Genomic DNA, 18,005 nt, shown 5'->3' with positions numbered 1-18,005 from the left:
GGAACGGATCGGACGAGCGCGGCTGGGTCAGCCACGGCGGCTGGCCTTCCGGTAGCCCAGGGCCAGCGGAACGGCGCATATCGCGAGGATGCCCACCGACCACAGCACGGCGAACAGCATCGGCCGGGCGATCGGACCCTCGATAGAGAGCCCACGCATCGCCTTGATCGTATAGCTGACGGGCTGGTGCTCGACGAACGGCTGCAACCACTTCGGATATTGATCGAGCGGAACGAACCCGATCGAGAAGAACATCAGCACCGCGACCACGATGTCGGTGGCCTGCGGCACCAGTGTGCTCGACGAGTACAGCGCCAGCGTCAGCACCGCCGCCGACAACGCCACCCCGAACATCGCCGGCATGAACACCCACGCGATCGCTGCAGGCAGGCCCTGCTCGAACCGGAAGCCCAGCGCGAACCCGACGCCCATGACGACGAGCGTGATCACCACGATGCGAACCCACTCGGCCAGCATCCGCGACAGCAGTCCGGCCGCGCGGTGCATCGGCACGACCCAGAACCGCGACAGCAGACCGGTGTCGCGTTCCCGCATCACGCTGATCGCCCCGATGATCGCGCCGGTCATGCCGCCGACGAGCGCGACGAGAGGAACCTGGCCGTACAGGCCGCTCTGCCCGCTCACCTGTTTGATCACATCGCCGAAGACGACGTCGAGGGCGGCGAGGAAGCCGGCGGGCATCACGAACGACTGCACCAGCGTCGCCGGGTCGCGGCTCCAGCGCCGCAGGATGCGGAAGGTCAGCAGCAGCACCTGTGGCACCAGCCGCCTCGGCGAGTTCTCCCACACCCGCGCGTCACGGTGCCGGCCGCCGGGGCGGTACGGCGCCTTCGCCACGGGTTCCTGCGCGGCTGCCGAGCGGGCCATCAGCGTCTCCTCCTGCTGACGATGCGGTGCAGCACGACCGCGACGACCCCGGCGCCCAACGCCCACGCCAACCCCGGCGCGAGGACCGCCCAGGTGACCTTCGGCGCCGCGTCGGTGGTGTCACCGGCGAACGCCTGCAGCCCGTACACCCACTGCGAGAGCGGCTGGTTGCGTACGAAACCCTGAATCCAGTCGGGGAACTGCTCGACCGGCTGCAGCCCCACCGACGCCAGCCCCAGCGTCAGCTGCGGCACCAGCATCATCGGCGCGGTGGCCTCCGATTCTGGGTGGCGATCCCGATGAGGTCACCGATGATGGCCAGCGTCGCGCCGATCAGCAGGACCAGGCCGGCGAAGCCGAGGATGTGCCACACGGGTCCGTGGAACCGAAAGCCGATGACGTGACCGCACGCCACCGAGACGACCAGCGCGACGACGCAGCGGTACATGCTCGCGGTCAGGCGGGACGCCAGCGGCATGATCGCCGGGATCGGCATCGCGCGGAACCGGCGGTTGATGCCCTGGATGGAGTCGGTCGCCGAGCGGAACGCGGCCGACACCGCGGCGAACCAGATGGCCTGCAGGATGATCAGCGGCGTCAGGTACTGCGCGTAACTCGACAGCGGCTGGACCGCGCCCATCATCTGCTTGAGCGGCAGGTAGTAGCCGATCGTGAACACGATCGACCCGATGATCTGCGTGGCCAGTTCGCCGTTGCGCAGCGTCGGGGTGATCATCCGGACCGTCAGCACCCACCACTGCTGCAGCGCGCGCACCGGCGGCCGCGACGCCGCCGGCACGGTGGACCGGGCGGGCGCGGTCGAGACGGCCCCGCTCACGCGTAGGCGCCCGCCGCCGGGACTTCGGTGCGCTCGGCCGGATCACGGGCGTGGTCGCCGGTCAGCGCCAGGAACACCTCGTCGAGCGACGGGCGACGCAGCGCGATGTCCATCAGCTCGATGTCGGCCTCGTTGAGCTTGGTCAGTGCCGCCATCAGCGTGCGCGGGCCCTCCGGCGCCGGCATCGAGATGCGGTCCGAGGTCTCGGTCAGCGCGGCGCGGTTGGCCTGCGGCAGCAGCGGGCCGAGGACACGGACCACCTCCGGGAGGTCCTTGATGTGGCGCGGCACGATCTCGCAGTACGTTCCGCCGGTGCGCTCCTTGAGCTGATCGGCGGTGCCCTCGGCGATCACGGTGCCCTTGTCGATCACGATGATCCGGTCGCTGAGCAGGTCGGCCTCTTCCAGGTACTGCGTGGTGAGCAGCGTGGCGATCCCGGCTTCCTTGAAGTCGGTGACCAGCTCCCAGATCGCCTGGCGGCTGCGCGGATCCAGCCCCGTGGTGGGCTCGTCGAGGAACACCACCTCCGGGCGCACCACCAGCCCGCACGCGATGTCGATGCGCCGCTTCATCCCGCCGGAATACGTGCTCACCGGACGGTCGGCGGCCTCGACCAGATCGAACTGCTCGAGCAGCTCCAGCGCGCGCTCCTTGGCGACCTTCTTCTTCAGACCCTGCAGCCGGCCGAACATCAGCAGGTTCTCACGGCCGGTCAGCATGTCGTCCAGGGCCGCGTACTGCCCTGTCAGCATCAGTGACCGCCGCACACCGGCCGGATCGGCGACTACGTCGTGCCCGGCGATCAGGGCACGCCCGCTGTCGGGCGTGATCAGCGTCGACAAGATGTTGACCGTCGTGGTCTTGCCCGCACCGTTGGGGCCGAGCAGACCCAGCACCTCGCCGCGGCCGACCTCGAAGCTGACGTCGCGCAGGGCCACCACGGAGCCGAACGACTTGCGGATACCGGCGACGACGACCGCCTTGTCAGAGCGAGACATGTGCTCCTCCTGCCCGGTTGCGTCGTGTCACGAGAGGTCGACGAGCGCGAGCTCGTCTCCGGCCGCGTCGGCGTCCTCGGCGGCCTGTGCCTCCCGCGTGATCTCCAGCAGCGCGCTCGAGTACTGCCGGGCAAAGGATTCCACATCGGTGGGTCCCAGCCGCCGGCTGTCGTACCACCAGTCGAGGTAGAGCACCCCGGCCGAGCGATACACCCGCAGTTCCAGCGCATGCCCCAACCCGGGCAGCGCGTCCCGGATCGGCATCGCGGTGTCGGCGTCGAACCGGACCGCGGCGTCGTCGGGCTGTTCGGCGGGCACGTCGGGGATGGTGCCGACGTGGGTGAACAGGATGTCCGCCGAGCGGGTGTCGGCCAGCGCCCGGGCGGTCGGCGCGTACAGGTAGCGCAACAGCCCGTAGCCGATGCCGTAGTGCGGCACTGCCTTCAGCGTCTCCCGCACGTCATCGAGCAGCGCCGGCGCGCTCGTCTGCTGCGCGGCGGGCAGCGCCACCGGGTACAGGGTGGAGAACCACCCGACGGTGCGCTGCAGGTCGACGTCGGGTTTGAGCACCGACCGGCCGCGGCCCCCGAGGTCGACGGCCACCGTGCCGTCGCCGACCGTCGCGGCCACGGTCCGGGACAGCGCGGCCAACAGGATCTCCTCGACGGGCAGCCGCAACCGCCGCCGGGTGTCGTCGATCTCGCCGGTCTCGGCGGGTGATAGCGCGCTCGACAGGCGCACCAGATCGTCGGCGCCGGGTCGCTCGCTCGGTTCGGGTCCGGCCACGGTGACCGTGGCCGCGCGGGCGACCTGCAGCCAGTAGTCGCGGCTGTCCAGCACCGCCGGGTGGGTGGCCAGCCCGGCGCAACGCTGCGACCACTCGCGCCACGACGTGGGCACCGGCGCGAGGGTGATCTCCTCCCCCGCCATCCGCTGTGAGAACGCAGTGACCAGATCGGTGAGCAGGACGTCGCGGGACGTGCCGTCGTCGCCCGGTCCGCTCGCCACCCCGTGCAAGGTCAGCGCCAGGTGGCTCCGGCTCCCATGCGCGCCACGCAGGAACGTCGCGGTCAGCGGCGCGGTGAGCAGCTGATGCTCGCGCACCTGCTCGTCGAGCGCCGCGTGGACGGCCTCGCGCTCCTGCGGGCTACCTGCTGCCACCCCGTCGGGCAGGGCGCGCACGATCAGCTCGGTGAACTCACCGGGTTCGGCGATGTGCTGCTCCCACGTACCGGACCGCTCCACGAGGTGCACCCGCAGCGCATCGTGGGCCGCGCTGACCGCGGTCAGCACCGCCCGCACGTCGTCCTCGCCGATGTCGGCACGCAGGCCCAGGACCACAGGGGTCCGCCAGCGGCCGACGTCGCGCAGGCCGTGCTCGAGGAAGTACGCGACGTTCGGCGGCACCGGCGGGGTGACGACGTCGTCGAGCGACTGCCGGGCCAGGCCACCCTCGGCGTAGCGGGCGGACAACACCTTCGCCAGCGACGACACCGTCTGGTTCTCGTACAGATCCTGCGGGGTCAGGTCCAGTCCGCGGTGTCCCGCGGTCATCGCGACGCTGATCGCGATCAGCGAGTCACCGCCGATCTCGAAGAAGTTCGCGTTGCGGTCGATGTCGGGCAGGCCGAGGCACTGCGCCCACACCTGCGCCAGCACGGTCTCGACCGACGACGCACCGCCCGCCGCGGCCGGTGCGGCCGCGGGGGCTGCGCCGTCGAGGGCGACTCCGTTGGGCGAGCCATTGAGCCACGCGGCATTCGCGTTGTGCTCGACCCAGTGCCGCTGCTTGGCGAACGGATAGCCGGGCAGCGTGACCAGCTGCGGCTCGGCGTCATCGTTGGCCCCTGGGGTCCAGGCCGGCGTCCAATCCACGTCGACGCCTGCGGCCCACAGCTGACCCAGCCCGAGCAGGAACGTGTCGCCGTCACTGCGGTTCTGCGCCTGGTGTCGCATCATCCGCACCGCGCGGTGGCGTTCCGACCAGCGCGGGTGCCGGCCCGCCGACGACGTCAGCGTGCCGCCGGGACCGACCTCCACCAGCACCCGGTCCGGGGCGGACAGCAGCAGGTCGAGCTCGTCGGCGAAGCGCACCGTGGCGCGGATCTGACGCGCCCAGGCGTTCGGATTGGTGGCCTCGGCCGTCGACATCGTCGTGCCGGTGATGTTGGACAGCAACGGAATTCGTGGTTCGTTGAGCGTCACGCCGGACAGGAAGGAGCTGAACTCGGCGACCACCGGGTCCATCAGCCGGGAGTGGAACGCGTGCGAGGTGCGCACCCGCCGCGCCGCGACGCCCTTCTCGGCCAACGCGGCCTGGAACGTGCGGATCGCCTCGTCGCTTCCGGCCACCACGCAGCTGCCCGGATCGTTGATGGTCGCGACGTCGACGTCGCCGGTGAGGTAATCGGCGACGGCCTGTGGGCTCAGCGGGACCGCGACCATGACGCCGCGCGGGGCGGCGTGCATCAACTGGGCGCGCTTGGCGACGACCTTGATCGCGGTGTCGAGGTCGAACACCCCGGCGATCGTGGCCGCGGCGTATTCGCCGATGCTGTGGCCCGCCATGATCGCGGGCTCCACGCCGTACGACTGCAGCAGCTTCGCCAGCGCGTACTCGACGGTGAACAGCGCGGGCTGCGCGCGGTCGGTGTGCTCGAGGTTGCGGCCCACGCCGTCGAAGATCTCGGCGCGCAGGTCGTAACCCATCAGCTCGTTGAACCCGGCCACGCACTCGTCGAAGTGGCGGGCGAACACCGGCTCGGTGTCGTAGAGGCCGCGGGCCATCCCGATGTGCTGAGCGCCCTGGCCGGGGAACAGGAACGCCACCCGGTCGCCGGACTCCTCGGCATCGGTGACTCCCTGGCCCTCGAACACGTTGTCCGTCTCGGTCGCCGAGAGCACCGTCGCGGCGTTGGCCTGGTCGTGCACCACTGCGGCAAGCCGGAACGGATCCTTGCGGCGGCGGGTCAGCGTGTAGGCGGCGTCGGGCAGGCTGACGTCGTCGCTGTCGGCCAATTCGATCGCCAGGGCTGCGCGTGACTGCGCCAGCGCCTCCTGGGTGCGCGCCGAGAGCACGAGCACCTGCGGCTTCGCGCTGGGCGTCGGGGCCGGCCGCAACGGCGCCTCTTCCAGCACGATGTGGGCGTTGGTGCCGCCCACGCCGAACGAGCTGACGCCGGCGCGGCGAATGCCGTCGGATTCCCACGGCCCGTCGGCGTTGCGGATCCGGAACGGCCCGCGGTCGATGTGCAGCTCCGGGTTCGGGCTGGTGTAGTGCAGCGTCGCCGGGATCGCCTTGTGCTCCAGGCACAGGATCGCCTTGATCAACCCCGCGATACCGGCCGCCGTCTCCAGGTGGCCGATGTTGGACTTGACCGAACCCAGATAGCACGGCGCACTGCGGGTCTCTTCGGCCAGCTCGAACGCCTGGCGCAGGCCCTCCACCTCGATCGGATCGCCGAGCGGGGTGCCGGTGCCGTGCGTCTCGACGTAGGTGATCGACGAGGCGTCCACCCCGGCGATCGCGTGCGCCTCGGCGATGACCTCGGCCTGGCCCAGCGCATTGGGCGCGGCGTACGTCATCTTGGTCGCGCCGTCGTTGTTCAGCGCCGACCCGCGGATCACCGCGTGGATGCGGTCGCCGTCGTCGATCGCGTCGGGCAGCGCCTTGAGCGCCAGCACACCGACACCGCTGGCGAAGATCGTGCCGTCCGAGCGCACGTCGAAGGGCCGGCACTGCCCCGTCGGGGACACCATCGCGCCCTGCTCGTACCAGTAGCCGACGTGGTGCGGGATGCGCAGCGACGACCCGCCGGCCAGCGCGATGTCGCACTCGCCGTTGAGGATCGACTGGCACGCGAGATGCACCGCCACCAGCGACGACGAGCACGCGGTGGCCACCGACAGCGCGGGGCCGCGGAAGTCGAACTGGTGCGCCACCCGGGTGGCCAGGTGATCCTTGTCGTTCTGCAGGCTCAGGTTCACCATCTCGAAGCTGGCGCCCTGGCCGATCACCATCATCGGGTCGAAGTTCGACATCAGGTTGTGCAGCAGGTAGCCGCTGGAGCTGCTGGTGCCGAACACGCCGACGGTCGACTGGAGACCGTGGGGGTCGTAGCCGGCGTCCTCGAGCGCGTGGAACACCGCCTGCAGGAACAGCCGGTGCTGCGGGTCGAGCATCCGCGCCGCGTACGGCGTGAACCCGAAGAAGTCCGCGTCGAACTCCTCGATGCCCGGCATCAAGCCGGCCCGGCGGACATAGCCGCGATTGGCCAGCGCGCGCTCGGTGACGCCGTTGGCCAGCAGCTCGCTCTCCGACAGGTCGACGATCGACTCCACCCCGGCGCGCAGATTGCGCCAGAACGCCGACACCGAATCCGCACCGGGGAACTTCCCGGCCATGCCGATGACGGCGATCGCGTTGTCCGGGATTTCCTGCTCGCCCGTACTGCTCGTCACGATCGTGGTCCTACCTTTCGCCGCGATGCGGCACGTTGACGCGCGGCGGCGCGCTGCTGAGCACGCTCGCGCAGGGCGTTGGGACGCTCGGCGGACTCCTGCTCCTCCAGGCCGAGCTGACGGATCAGGTCCACCGCGAGGTCGGTCAGCGACGCGCCCTGCAGCAGCAGCGCGACGGGTGGTTCGACGCCGAAGTCACCGCGGATGGTGTTGCGCATCCGCACCGCCATCAACGAATCGAGTCCCAGCTCGGTGAGCGGCTGCGCGACGTCGACCGCGCTGTCGTCGGAGTACCCCATGATGGCCGAGATGCGGCGGCGCAGCCGGGCCACGACGACCCGGTGCACCTCGGCGGCGTCCATCGACTTGAGCGCCTCGGCGCCACCCCAGTCCTCGTCGATGTCGTCGGTCTGCAGCTCGCCGACCATGTCGGTGAAGAACCCGATCTGGTGGATCTCGGGGAACGCGGCGGCGGCCCGGTCCAGCCGCAGCCGGGCGATGCCGACACGGGGCAGACCCGCGGCCATCACCCCGCCGAGCGCGTCGACGCCCTCGGCCGGGCTGATCGGGTCGAGCACCGAGAACCGCAGCGTGCTGGCCAGACCCACATCGGCCCACTGACCCCAGTTGACCGCGATGGCCGGCAACCCGGCCGCTTGCCGCGCCGACACCAGACCGTCCAACCAGGCGTTGGCCGCCGCGTAGGCCGCCTGCCCGGGCGAGCCGAGCAGCGACACGATCGAGCTGAACCCGACCCACCAGTCCAGGTCCTTGCCCACGGTGGCCTCGTGCAGGCGCAGCGCACCCAGGGCCTTGGGCGCCCAGATGGTGTCCAGGCTCTCCCGGGTCATGCCCACGAAGATCTCGTCCTCGAGCACCGCAGCCGAGTGGATCAGCCCGCGCAGCGGCTTGCCCGTCTCCTCGGCGGCCGCGACCAGACGTCCGGCCACGCCCGCGTCGGCGATGTCGCCGGTGACGACCTCGATCTCGGCCCGCTGGCGCAGGGTGTCGAGTTCGGCGGCCACCTCCTCGGAGGGTCCGTTGCGACCGTTGAGCACGAGCCGGCCCGCGCCATGGCCGACCAGCCAGCGCACGACGGCCATACCGACACCGCCGAGCGCGCCGGTGACCACGTAGCTGCCGTCCTTGCGGACCGTCAGCTGCCCGGCTGTGGCCGGCAGCGCGGCACGTGCCAGCCGCTCGACGAGGCGGGTGCCGCCCCGCCACGCGACCACGTCGTCGGCCGAGTTGCCCTCGATCTCCGTGCTCAGCGCCCCGGCCGGATCGTCGGCGCCGACGTCGAGCAGCGTGGTCTTCAGGTCGGGATGCTCGTAGGCCAGCACCCGGACCAGCCCCTTGAGGCTGTTGGCGGCCGGGTTGCCGGGACCGTCGGCCGGCGCGGTGACCAGACCACCCTGGGTGACCAGCCACAGCCGCGGCGCCTTGCCGTGCCAGCTGCCCACGATGGCGCGCACCGTGCCAGCCACGCCCCAGATCACGTCGCGGGCGTGCGCGAGGCCGGTCTCGATCTCGGTCGCGGTCCCGAAGTCGCCGAACACGATGACGCCGGCCGGCGGCAGATCCGGGTCGGCCGTCGCGGTGGCGAACGCCTCCCGCACCGCCGACTCGTCGCCGAGGTCGGCGGTGACGACGCGTCGCGTCGGGCCGCCGAACCGCTCGGTGAACTCCTGCGCCGCCGCCTGGCCCGCGGCGCCGTCGGCCAGCGCGAGCCAGCTGCCGGTGACCGCCTGCGCGGCGGGTGCGGCGGACTCCACCCAGCGGGAGTCGAAGATCTTCTGCGACAACGGAAGTGGCACCGTGCGGCGCTGAATGCGCTTGAGCGCCACGTCGTCGACACGAGCCAGTACGGTGCCCGTGTCGTCGGTCAGCGTGACCCGGCCGGTGGCGTCCCCGCTGTCGGCGACACTGACCAACTCGGCGCGGCAGTGCGCCCGGCGGCCCACGTCCCCGAACACCCGGATCGTGCCGAAGCCGACCGGCAGGTAGGTGTCCTCGCCCGAATCGGCCAGCGTCGTATCGCTCATCGCGGCGGCCAGGCCCTGCAGTGCGGCGTCGAGCAGCACCGGATGCAGCGTGATCCCGCGCTGCGGCGTCACCGACTCCGGCAGCTCGATCTCGGTGTCGGCAGCGTCGGCAGCACGGGCGATCCGGGTGAGCGCCTGGAACGCCGGGCCGTGGTGTGCGCCGGTGCGCCGCAGTGCGGTGTAGAAGTCCGACGGGGACACCGGGGTGGCGCCCGCGGCGGGCAGCACCTTGGCCGGTGTCTCGGGCTCGGCTGCGGCGACGGTGCCGACGGCGTGCCGGGTCCAGCCGCCCGCTTCGGAGCGGGAGTGGATCTCGACCCGCGCCACCCCGTCCTCACCGGTGCTGACCTGGGTGGTCAGCTTCGTCTGCGGATCCAGTGGCAGCATCGCCTCGACCTCGACCGAGACCGCCACGCCGGTGGCGGGCAGGCCCAGCGCCTCTTGCGCTGCGGCGAGAGCGATCTCGGCGAAGCCGGCGCCCGGCATCACCGGCAGGCTGTGCACGACGTGGTCGGCCAACCACGGATGCGCGTCGGTGCCGACATCGGACTGCCACACGTGCCCGTTGCCCGACGGCAGCTCGACGTGCACGCCGAGCAACGGGTGCGCACCCGCGTACTGCGGCGCGCCGGCGCGGTCACTGAGCCAGAACGGCACGTGCTGCCACGCCGTCGGCGGGACGTCGACGAGCCGGCCGGCCGCGCCCTCGGCGCTGACCGCGGGCGGGCGGATCGCTGCGAGCTGCGCGTGGAAGGCGAGCGTCTCGGGGTTGTCCCGGTTCACCGTGGACCCGACATGGAACCGCTTGCTGACCGACTGGGCGGCCAGCGTGTCGCTGATCGCGTGGGCGAGCAGCGGATGGGGGCTGATCTCGATGAATGCGCTGTTCTCGGCGCTGGCCTCGTGCACGGCCTGGCTGAACCGGACCGGGTTGCGCAGGTTGGCCGCCCAGTAGTCCGCGGTGTACATCGGCGCATCGCCGGTGTAGGCGACCGTCGAGATCAGCGGGATCTTCGGGGCGGCCGGCGTCAGCGACGCCAGCGCCTCGCGCAGCTCCGGCAGCACCGGGTCGATGGTCGGGTGGTGCGACGCGACGTCCACCTCGACCCGGCGGGCCAGCCGGCCCTGCGCGTCGACGGTGGCGACGAGCTCGTCGACCTGCTCGGGCGGACCGGCGACGACGACCTGCTTGGGAGAGGCGTACACCGCGATCGTCACGTCGGGCTTGTCGGCGATCAGCTTCTCCGCGGCGGCGGGGTCGAGCTCCAGCAGCGCCATCGCGCCCTGGCCGGACAACCGCTTCATCAGCCGCGTGCGGGTGGCGATGATGTCGAAACCCTCGGCAGGGGTGAGTACTCCGGCGACGACGGCGGCGGTCGCCTCCCCCATCGAGTGACCGATCACCGCGTCGGGTTCGACGCCGTAGGAGCGCCACAGCTCGGTCAGCGCCAGCTGCATACCGACCAGCACCGGCTGGATGCGGTCGATGCCGACGACCGGCTCCCCCGCTTCCAGGGTCTGGCGCAGCGAGAAGCCGACCTTGTCGACGAACGCGGGTTCCAGCTCGTCGACGGCCTTCGCGAACGCGGGCTCCTCGGCCAGCAGCGTCTTGCCCATGCCGGCCCACTGCGCGCCCTGCCCGGAGTACAGGAAGACGGTGCCCTTACCGAGGCGAGCGTCGTGCGCGCCGATCACGCCGGGCGCCGGCGTACCCGCAGCCAGCGCGCGCAGACCGGTGACGGCCTCGGCGTGGGTGCGTGCGCACACCGTGGCGATGGTCGAGTAGCGGCTGCGGTGGTGGTTGACGGTGAAGGCGACGTCGGTGAGCGGCACCGAAGCACCGTCGCCGGCCAGCCAATCGGCCAGCGACTGCGCCGAGGCGGCCAGCCGCGCCGGGGTCTTGCCGGACACGACTAGCGTGGTCACCGCCGGGGCGGGGTCGACGGCCGACGGCGCCGGTTCCGGGCCCTGCTCGAGCACGATGTGGGCGTTGGTGCCGCTGAAGCCGAACGACGACACCGCCGCGCGGCGCGGGTGATCGCTGGCCGGCCACGGCGTCGACTCGGTGGGCACGTAGAGGCGCGTCGGCTTCGGATCGATCTGCGGGTTCCACTTGTCGAAGTTCAGGTTCGGCGCGATCGTGCCGTGCGCCAGCGTGAGCACGGTCTTGATGAACCCGGCCACGCCGGCGGCCGCCTCGAGATGGCCCATGTTGGTCTTGACGGTGCCCAGCGCGCAGGGGACGTCGCCCTTGCCGTAGATCGCGGCCAGCGCGTCGAACTCGATCGGATCACCCAGAGCCGTTCCGGTGCCGTGGCATTCGACGTAGTCGACGGTGCTCGCGGCGACGTCCGCCGACTTCAGTGCGCGGGTCAGCACGTCGCGCTGCGCGGGCGCATTGGGTGCGGTCAGGCCGTTGGAGCGGCCGTCCTGGTTGACTGCCGAGCCGCGCACGACGCCCAGCACGCGGTCCCCGTCGCGCACCGCGTCGGTGAGGCGCTTGAGCACCACGACACCGGCGCCCTCGCCGCGCACGAACCCGTCGGCGCGTGAATCGAACGCGTAGCAGTGCCCGTGCGGCGAGAGCATGCCCCACTTGGCAAGCGCCAGTTGGGTTTCCGGACGCAGGTTGAGATTGACGCCGCCGGCCAGCGCGAGGTCGCTCTCGCGCATGCGCAGGCTCTGGCAGGCCAGGTGGATCGACACCAGCGACGACGAGCATGCAGTGTCCACCGCGACTGCCGGGCCCTTCAGGCCGAGCAGGTAGGCGATGCGGCCGACGGTGACGCTGTGCGCGTTGCCGGTGGCCGAGTAGGCGTCGATCGCGTCGGCGTTCTCCGGCGATGCGTTGTGGTACTCGCTGTAGTACACGCCGAGCATCACCGCGGTGCGGGTCTCACCCAGCTGATCGGGGGCGTAACCGGCGTTCTCCAGCGCCTCCCACGCCACCTCGAGCGCCACCCGCTGCTGCGGATCCATCGACATCGCCTCACGCGGGGTGATGCCGAAGAAGTCGGCGTCGAAGCCGGTGATGTCGTTCAGGTAGGCGCCCCACTTGGTGGGCATCCGGCCCGGCACGCTCATGTCGGTGTCGTAGAACGCCTCGGCGTCCCATCGGTCGGCGGGCACCACGGTGACCGCGTCGGTGCCGCTCTCCAGCAGCTGCCAGAAGCTGTCGGGCCCGGTGACCCCGCCGGGGAACCGGCAGCCGATGCCGACGACGGCGATCGGCTCGGCCCCGGCGACCCGCGACGCCTTCTCGAACTGTTCCGCCAGCTTGTCCCGCTGCTCGGCGGACATCGCCGAGATCCGGTCGAAGGTGGTCTTGATGGTGGGGGTTTTTGGCTTGGGGGTCGTCATCAGATGGTGCCCTCACTGCCGGCGTTGGCCGACTCGACGGAAGATTCGATGCTGTCGAAGAGGTCGTCGAGGCTGAACTCGTCGGAGTCGTCGGCCTCCTCGGGCTCCTCCTCCGGCTCGGGTGCGGCCTGCTGTGTCGGGGCCAGCAACTCGGCCACGAACTGCGACAGCTGCGCGATCGACGGGTGGTTCCACAGCATGGTCGCGGACAGGTCGATGCGCACCAGCGCCTTGGCGTCACGCAGCAGGTTCATCGCCATCATCGAATCCAGGCCGAGCTCGGGGAACGCCGAGTCGACGTCGACCGCGGCCTCGGGCATGCCCAGCTCGCGGGCCAGGATGGCGCGCAACCGCACCCGCAGCGTCTCGACCGTGTCCTTGGCCGACATAGTCGACCAGTCGATGAATTCCGTTGCGGCAGCCACATTTTCGTTGGCTGCGGGCGCCGGTGCGGATTCCACGGGCGCGAACGTCAACCCGCGCACGTCGACCCAGACGGTGCCGTCGGGGCCGGTGACCTGGGCGTCGACGACCAGAACAGGCCCGTCGCCGCTGCGCCGGAACACCTCGATCGTGGCCGTGCCCGCCGCCGCGTCGTCCGACTCGGCCAGGCTCTCCGCACCCGCGGGCAACAGCAGGGCGGCGTTGTCGGCGTCGGCGAGGCGCGCCACGTGCACGGCCGCATCGAGCAGGGCTGCGGCGGGCGACTCGATGTCGGGCACCTCGACGGTGCCGCGCGACCCCGCCGTGGTTGCCGTGGCGTCGGCGACGGTCCAGGTGAACGGCCGGCCCTCCACGCCCCAGGCACGCTGCATCTCCTCGATCGCCGCACCGTCGAACACCGTGCCGACCGGACTCTGATCACCGTGGGGCGGCTGCTGCGGGGCGGCCGTCAGCGTGGCGCTCGCGTGCCGGGTCCAGCGCTGCGGGGCGGCGTCGGCGGTGGCGCTCGACCAGATGGTCAGCGCGTCGCCGTCGGCGACCGCGTGGATCACCTTCGGGGCATCGGCGAGGATCGGGTACTCGAACCGGACGTCTCCGGGAACCCTTCCGGCACCGATGTTCTCGGCCAGTACGGCCAGCGTGTGCAGCACCACCGAGACCGGCACGACCTCGACGCCGCGCACCCGGTGCGCGTTCGCCCAGGTGCGTTCGCCGGGCAGCAGGCGGGCCTGCCACAGGTGCTCGTGGTCTGCCGATTCGGCCGGCTCACCGAGCACCGTGCCCCACTGCGGCGCCGCGACGGCGGACAGATCGGCATCCTCGCCGGGTCCGCTGACCAGCCGATCGAGCACCTTGACCGCGGCCCGCATCCGGTAGGCCTCGGCCAGCCGCGGCCAGTCGGCCCCGGCGAGCACGATCTGCGTACCGGCCTGCGGGCTGAGCACCGTCGGCAGCATGCGGATCGCGACGTCGTTGGGCATCGGTTCCAGCCCGGCGGCCTTCATCTGCGGCTGGGCGTCCGACCACGACTTCCACAGCCCCCAGTCGACGACCGTGGCCGGCAGACCGAGCGCGCGCCGCGCGTAGGCGAACGCATCGGCGAACGCGTTGGCCGCCGTGTAGTGGGCGACCGCACGGGAACCGAGCAGCCCGGTGATCGAGGAGAACAGCACGAAGCGCCGCACGGGCGTGGTCAGCGTCAGCTTGTGCAGCACCGCGGCGGCGTCGACCTTGGCCCGGAACATCGGCCGCAGGTCGTCGTCGGTCATGTCGGTCAGCAGCGCTTCGCCGCCGGCGAGTGAGGCGAGGTAGACGCCGTCCAGCGGCGGCAGGTCACGGCCGAAACGCTCGAACACCGCGGCCATCGCCGCGTCGTCGCCCGCGTCGGCGGCGACCTCGACCAGCGTGGTGCCCGTGGCCGCCACCTCGGCGGCGAGATCGGCCAGGCCGCTGCCACGCCGTGACACGGCGACCACGGTCGCCGCGCCCATGTCGGCGAGCTGGCGGATCAGGTACGGGCCGACGTTGCCGGTGGCACCGACGACGATATGGCTGGTGTTGCTCTCGAGCCGGTTCACCGCGACGGCGGGCAGGGCCCGCGGCTGCAGCCGTGGCACCCGCCGCTCACCGGCGCGGTAGACGACCTGATCGTCACGATCGGTGCCGGTCGCCACGAGGGCTTCCGCGGCCTCGGTGCGCACATAGGCAGCCAGCAGTTCGGCGGGCAGCGTCTCGTCGACGTCGAGCAGCCCGCCCCAGAACTCGGGGTGCTCCAGGGCCAACGTGCGGCCCTGACCCCACAGCACCGCATGCGCCGGGTTGGCCCGGTCGCCCTCGGCGACCGGCTGGGCGTTGCGGGTGACCACGAAAAGCTTTGGCGCGGAATCCATTCCGACGAGCGCGACGACGATCCGGCGAAGCTCGTCGAACATCTGGTACGCGGCAGCAGCGTCGAAGCGCCGCGCCGGGACAGCGGGTGCATAGACCACTGCATCGGCGGCACCCACACCGGTGACCTCGTCGAGACCGAGTGCCCGAGCACCCAGCGCGGCCGCCAGCTCGGTGTCGTCCGAGATGACGGCGAAGGTGGCGTCGGAACGCTCGCCGCCCAGGTCGCGTACCGGCCAGGCCAGCTCGTGCAGCCACTCGTGGTGGCCGCCCTCGGCGGCGGCGGCCGGCGGCTGGACCGGCGCACCGTCGGCGGCACGCATCGCCTTCGTCTGGATCCAGTGATGCGCGTGATGCCACGGCGTGGTCGGGATCTGCACGCGCGGACCCGGCCGCACCGGCGTCTTCGGCGGCCGCGTCGTGTGCGTGGCGTTGAGGTTGGTACGGAAGGTCAGCGTGTCGTTCGCATCGCGCTGCAGCGTGCCCAGGCTGTGGTGGTGCTGAGTCGCGAGCGTGTCCTTGATCGCATGCCCCAGCAGCGGATGCGGGCTGACCTCGACGAACAGGCTGTGGTCGGCGCCCGCCGTCGCGACTGCACGGGCGAAGCGCACCGGGTTGCGCAGGTTGGCCACCCAGTGATCGGCGTCGAAGACATTGGTGCCGTCGGTCGGCCTGCCGTCGGTGGTGACGAGCACCGGGATGGTCGGCGTACGCGGTGCCAGCGTGGCGAGCTCGCTGCGCAACTCGTCGAGGATCGGATCGATGATCGGGTGGTGTGAGGCCACGTCGACATCGACGCGGCGCGCCAGCTTGTCCTGCGCGTCGACCACCGCGATCGCGGCGTCCACCTGATCGGGCGGGCCGGCGATCACGGTCTGGTTCGGCGACGCGTACACCGCGACGGTCAGCCCGTCGTAGCCCGCGATCAGCTCTTCGGCGGCCGCCGCGTCGAGCTCGAGCAGCGCCATCGCCCCCTGCCCGGAGAGCCGCTTCATCAGCCGGGAGCGGGTGGAGATCACCTTCAGCCCGTCGGCCGGGCTCAGAGCGCCGGCCACGACGGCGGCGGTCACCTCACCCATCGAGTGGCCGATCACCGCATCGGGCGTCACGCCGTGAGACCGCCACAGCGCCGTGAGCGCCAGCTGCACCCCCACCAGCACCGGCTGGATCCGGTCGATGCCGACGACCGTCTTCCCGGACTCCAGCGTCTGACGCAGCGAGAAACCGGCCTGGGCCACGAAGTCGGGTTCGAGTTCGTCGACCGCCGCGGCGAAGGCGGGCTCCTCGGTCAGCAGGCGGCGGCCCATGCCGGCCCACTGCGAGCCCTGCCCGGAGTACAGGAACACGGTGCCGGGCGTGGCGCCGGTTCCGCAGGCGCCGTCGTGCACCGGCACGACCCCCGGCGCCGGGTAGCCCTCGGCGAGCGCGCGCAGGCCGGCGACGGCCTGGGTGCGGTCGGTCGCGGCGACGGTGGCGAAGCGCGGGTGCTGGGCGCGGCGGTGGTTCAGCGTCTCGGCGACGTCGGCCAGGCTGACCCCGTCGGCCGCCGGGCTGCCCAGCCAGTCGGCCAGGGCGCCGGCCAGCGACGCGATCCGCGCCGGGCTCTTGCCGGTCACCACCAGTGTGCTGACGGGCGGTTCCAGCTGCGGCTCAACAGCATTCGGCTCGGGCGCCTGCTCGATGACGATGTGGGCATTGGTGCCGCTGACCCCGAACGACGAGACGGCGGCGCGGCGTGGCCCGTCGTGGGCCGGCCACGGCATCTCCTCGGCGGCGATGTGGAACTTCTTCGCACCCTCGCCGGCCTGCGGGGTGAGCGCAGAGAAGTGCAGCATTTTCGGGATGTGGCCGTGCTGAACACTCAACACGGTCTTGATGAAGCCGGTGACGCCTGCCGCGGACTCCAGGTGGCCGAGGTTGGTCTTCACCGAACCCAGCACCAGCGGGGCGGCGTCCTTGCGGTCGCCGTAGACCGCCGAGAGCGCGTCGAGTTCGATCGGATCGCCCAACCCGGTGCCGGTGCCGTGCGCTTCGACGTAGTCGACGTCGGACGGATTCAGCCGGGCGTTCTTGAGCGCCGTGCGCATCAGCTCCTGCTGGGCCGGGCCGTTGGGCACGGTCTGGCCGCTGCTGGCGCCGTCCTGGTTGACCGCCGACCCGCGCACGACCGCGAGGACCCGGTCGCCGTCGCGCTGCGCGTCGGACAGGCGCTTGAGGACCACGACCCCGCAGCCCTCGCTGCGCACATAGCCGTCGGCGCCGGCATCGAACGTCGCGCACCTGCCCGCCGGCGACAGCATGCCCCAGCGCGAGCACGCGATGTTGTTCTCCGGACTCAGGATCAGGTTCACCCCGGCGGCCAGCGCATGGTCGCTCTCGCCGCGGCGCAGGCTCTGGCAGGCGAGGTGGATCGACACCAGCGAGGACGAGCACGCGGTGTCGCTGACCACGGCCGGACCGCGCACGCCGAGGAAGTAGGAGAGCCGGCCCGCCGCGAAGTTCGGCGCGTTGCCGAACGGGATGTAGGGGTCGATCTCGTCGGGCTCGAGCGTGCCGATGATCGAGCGGAAGTAGTCGTTGGCGGTGAGGCCGACGAACACACCGGTCGACGAGCCGCGCAGGCTGCGGGGGCTGATGTTCGCGTTCTCCAGCGCTTCGACCGCGACCTCCATCAGCAGCCGCTGCTGGGGATCCATGCCTGCGGCCTCACGCGGCGAGATCGCGAAGAACTCGGCGTCGAACTCGTCGGGCGCCCACGTGGTGAGGAAGCCACCCTCGCGGTTGCAGATGGTGCCGGGGACGCTGTGGTCGGGCGAGTAGTACTCGTCGGCGTCCCAGCGGTCGGCCGGCACCCGGATCACGCCGTTGCCACCGTCGAGCAGGAACTGCCAGAACTGGTCGGCATCGGCGACGCCGCCGGGCAGGCGCGCGCCGATGCCGACCACGGCGATCGGCTCGGTCTCGGCCTTCTCGGCCGCCGCCAGCTTCGCGGTGAGGTCGTCGATCTTGCGCAGCGCCTCGGTGATGATCGCCCGACGGTCCGGCGCGGCGCCCGAACCGGGCGATCCTGAGCTTGCGGTCATC

The 18,005-nt window shown here is 71.5% G+C and carries 5 protein-coding genes and 1 pseudogene; all 6 read right to left on the bottom strand.

Annotated features, from left to right (window positions below):
- Positions 1–27: 27 nt before the first annotated feature.
- The 6 genes and pseudogenes from ACZ50N_RS13210 to ACZ50N_RS13185 all read right to left on the bottom strand — a co-directional run bounded on the left by ACZ50N_RS13210 (position 28) and on the right by ACZ50N_RS13185 (position 18,004).
- On the bottom strand, positions 28–888 hold the full coding sequence (locus ACZ50N_RS13210; protein ID WP_046362904.1) for an ABC transporter permease: 861 nt from the start codon (positions 886–888) through the stop codon (positions 28–30).
- Positions 888–1,726: pseudogene (locus ACZ50N_RS13205) on the bottom strand (ABC transporter permease). Before ACZ50N_RS13205 ends, ACZ50N_RS13210 begins: the two are co-directional and overlap by 1 nt.
- Complete coding sequence (locus ACZ50N_RS13200; RefSeq protein WP_046362902.1) at positions 1,723–2,724, bottom strand: efflux ABC transporter ATPase subunit, DrrA-related; 1,002 nt, start codon at positions 2,722–2,724, stop codon at positions 1,723–1,725. The pseudogene ACZ50N_RS13205 and the gene ACZ50N_RS13200 overlap by 4 nt, the downstream one beginning before the upstream one ends.
- A 27-nt stretch (positions 2,725–2,751) precedes the next feature.
- Positions 2,752–7,185: a type I polyketide synthase gene (locus ACZ50N_RS13195; RefSeq protein WP_464475564.1), complete on the bottom strand. Its 4,434-nt coding sequence runs from the start codon at positions 7,183–7,185 to the stop codon at positions 2,752–2,754.
- Positions 7,182–12,590 carry a type I polyketide synthase gene (locus tag ACZ50N_RS13190; RefSeq protein ID WP_464475563.1) on the bottom strand — a complete coding sequence of 1,803 codons (5,409 nt, stop codon included), beginning with the start codon at positions 12,588–12,590 and terminating at the stop codon, positions 7,182–7,184. The genes ACZ50N_RS13195 and ACZ50N_RS13190 overlap by 4 nt, the downstream gene beginning before the upstream one ends.
- Positions 12,590–18,004 (bottom strand): SDR family NAD(P)-dependent oxidoreductase, encoded by a 5,415-nt coding sequence (locus tag ACZ50N_RS13185; RefSeq protein WP_464475562.1) that lies wholly within the window; start codon positions 18,002–18,004, stop codon positions 12,590–12,592. Before ACZ50N_RS13185 ends, ACZ50N_RS13190 begins: the two co-directional genes overlap by 1 nt.
- Position 18,005: the final 1 nt, after the last annotated feature.

This window comes from Mycolicibacterium obuense, from assembly GCF_055397605.1.
This window is presented reverse-complemented; position numbering and strand designations above follow the sequence as displayed.